We start from the raw sequence: 3,296 nt of genomic DNA, 5'->3' as shown, positions 1-3,296 counted from the left end.
CTCCTCCGCCGCCGGCGTCCTCGGCAACCCCGGCCAAGCCAACTACGCCGCCGCCAACACCTTCCTCGACGCCCTCGCCCACCACCGCCACACCCAGGGGCTCCCCGCCACCTCCCTCGCCTGGGGCGCCTGGGAGCAGGCGGGCGGTATGACCGCCGACCTCACCGACGCCGACCGGCACCGCCTCAACGGCCTCACCGAGACGGAGGGCCTCCACCTCCTCGACGCCACATGGGGTCAGCACCAGCCGCTGCTCGTGCCCATGCACCTCGACCTGGCCGCCGTACGCGCCCAGGCCACCTCGACCGGCGTACCGCCGCTGCTCCGCGGACTCGTCCGTACGCCCGGCCGCCGCAGCGCGCGGCAGGCCGCCGCGGTCGTCGAGTCGCAGGCGTTCACGGAGCGTCTCGCCGGGCTCACCGCGGAGAAGCGCGCGGAGCTGCTGCTCGACCTCGTCCGTACGCGGACGGCAGCCGTCCTCAGTTTCGCGGGCCCCGATGACATCGATCCGAAGCGCGGCTTCCTGGAGCTGGGGGTCGACTCGTTGACGGCCGTCGAACTGCGCAACCAGCTCGGCAAGGCGACCGGGCTCCGGCTGCCGGCCACGCTGATCTTCGACTATCCGGCCCCGGCCGCCGTGGCCGACTACCTCGTGGCGGAACTCGGCACGGAGACGGGCGCGTCCGCGCAGTCCGTCCACTCCGAGCTGGACAAGCTCGAATCGCTGCTCGCGGAGATCGGCGGCGGCGCCGACGAGCGTTCCGCGATCACCGCCCGGCTGCGGGCCGTGATGTCGAAGTGGACCGACGCCCAGACCGAAACGAACGGCGCGGCATCGGACGACGCGCTGGAGTCGGCGACAGCCGACGAGTTGTTCGACCTGCTCGACAACGAACTTGGCCAGTCCTGAAACCCGCACGTCGTAGCCTCACAGTGGAGTGACCTCAGTGACCTCAGTGTCGAACGAAGAAAAATTGGTCGACTACCTCAAGCGGGCGACGGCCGACCTGCGCGATACCCGGCGCCGCCTCCAGGAGGCGCAGGACAAGGATCGCGAGCCGATCGCCGTCATCGGCATGGCCTGCCGCTACCCGGGCGGGATCACCACGCCCGAGGAGTTGTGGCAACTGGTCGCCGACGGGCGGGACGGCATCACGGAGGTCCCCGCCGATCGCGGGTGGGACCTCGACGCCCTGTCCCTCGCGGACGAGGAGGCGGCCGGCGGAACCGGCGAGAAGCGGGTGCCGCGCGGTGGATTCCTGGAAGGAGCCGGGGACTTCGACCCCACCTTCTTCCGGATCTCGCCGCGTGAGGCGCTGGCGATGGACCCGCAGCAGCGGCTGCTGCTCGAAGCGTCCTGGGAGGCGTTCGAGCGGGCCGGGATCGACCCGGAGTCGGTGCACGGCAGCAAGACCGGTGTGTTCGCGGGCCTGATGAACAACACCGACTACACGCCGTCTCCCGCGCAGGAGGGCATCCCCGAGGGCCTGGAGGGCTTCCTGGGCACGGGCGGCTCCGGCAGCGTCGCCTCCGGCCGCGTCTCCTACACCCTGGGTCTCGAAGGGCCCGCCGTGACCGTGGACACGGCGTGCTCGTCGTCCCTCGTGACACTGCACCTGGCCGCCCAGGCGCTGCGCAACGGCGACTGCACGCTCGCCCTGGCCGGTGGCGCCACCGTGATGGCGACTCCCGGTACGTACTTGGAGTTCTCACGCCAGCGGGGCCTCGCTCTCGACGGCCGCTGCAAGGCCTTCGCCGACGCGGCCGACGGGACGGGCTTCTCCGAGGGCGTCGGCATGCTGCTCCTGGAACGGCTCTCGGACGCGGAGCGCAACGGCCACAAGGTGCTCGCGGTCGTCCGCGGCTCGGCCGTCAACCAGGACGGCGCGAGCAGCGGCCTGACCGCCCCCAACGGCCCGTCCCAGCAGCGCGTCATCCGCCAGGCCCTCGCCAACGCCGGTCTGTCGACGGCCGATGTGGACGTCGTCGAGGCCCACGGCACGGGTACGCGGCTGGGTGACCCGATCGAGGCCCAGGCGCTGCTGGCCACCTACGGCAAGGAGCGTTCCGCGGAGCAGCCCCTGTGGCTGGGGTCGTTCAAGTCGAACGTCGGTCACACGCAGGCGGCGGCCGGTGTCGCGGGCATCATCAAGATGGTCCTCGCGCTGCGCGCCGGTGTCATGCCGAAGACCCTGCACGTGGACGCCCCTTCCTCGAAAATCGACTGGACCGCGGGCGCGGTGTCGCTGCTGACCGAGGCACGGGAGTGGCCGGAGACCGGGCGGCCCCGGCGGGCCGCGGTGTCGTCGTTCGGCGTCAGTGGCACGAACGCCCATGTGGTGCTGGAGCAGGCGCCGACCGCCGAGGCGGAGCCGCCTTCCGAGGCGCCGGTCGTCGGTGGGGTTGTGCCGTGGGTGCTCTCCGGTAAGACGGAGGCGGCGCTGCGGGCGCAGGCCGAGCGGCTGTACTCGTTCATGCGGGAGAACTCTGAGCTGCGTGCGGCGGATGTGGGGTACTCCCTTGCTGTGACGCGGGCTCGGTTCGAGCACCGGGCCGTCGTCACCGGCTCTGACGTGGATGAACTCCTTGCGGGTGTGCAGGCGTTGGCTGCGGGCGAGCCGTCCGGGGCCGTGACCTCGGGGAGCGTGCGGCGCGGCAAGCTGGCGTTCTTGTTCACTGGGCAGGGGAGCCAGCGGGCCGGAATGGGCCGCGAGCTGTATGACACGTATCCGGTGTTCGCCGCTGCCTTCGATGAAGTGTGTGCGCACTTCGATGGGCAGCTTGAGCGTTCGCTGAAGGATGTTGTCTTCGGTACGGACGAGACGGACGCTGGTCTGATCGACCAGACCGTCTACACGCAGGCCGCGCTCTTCGCGATCGAGGTTGCGCTCTTCCGGCTCGTCGAGGCGTGGGGGCTGACCCCTGACTTCCTCGTCGGACACTCGGTGGGTGAGCTGGCTGCCGCCCATGTGGCTGGTGTCTTCGCTCTGGAAGACGCGGTGAAGCTCGTCGCCGCGCGCGGGCGGCTTATGCAGGCACTGCCCGCTGGCGGGGCCATGGCCGCCATCCAGGCCACGGAGGCGGAGATCCTCCCGCGTCTGGAAGGCCGCGAGCACGAGATTGCCATCGCCGCGATCAACGGGCCTACGTCCGTGGTGATCTCCGGTGATGAGGCAGCCGTAGTCGAGGTGCTGGAACACTGGCGCGAACAGGGCCGCAAGGTCCACCAGCTCCGCGTCAGCCACGCCTTCCACTCCCCCCGCATGGAACCCATGCTGGACGAATTCCGCACCATC

At 70.8% G+C, this 3,296-nt stretch carries 1 protein-coding gene and 1 pseudogene; both read left to right on the top strand.

The window, feature by feature from the left end; genetic code table 11:
* Positions 1–910, top strand: a 910-nt coding sequence (locus IG54_RS0136960; RefSeq protein WP_030795488.1) for a KR domain-containing protein, incomplete at its 5' end; no start/stop codon positions are given.
* Positions 911–962: 52 nt separating this feature from the next.
* A pseudogene (locus IG54_RS0136955) lies at positions 963–3,296 on the top strand (type I polyketide synthase); the annotation flags it as partial.

The organism is Streptomyces sp. NRRL S-920 (assembly GCF_000717945.1).
GTDB classification, from domain to species: Bacteria; Actinomycetota; Actinomycetes; order Streptomycetales; family Streptomycetaceae; genus Streptomyces; species Streptomyces alboniger.
This window is presented reverse-complemented; position numbering and strand designations above follow the sequence as displayed.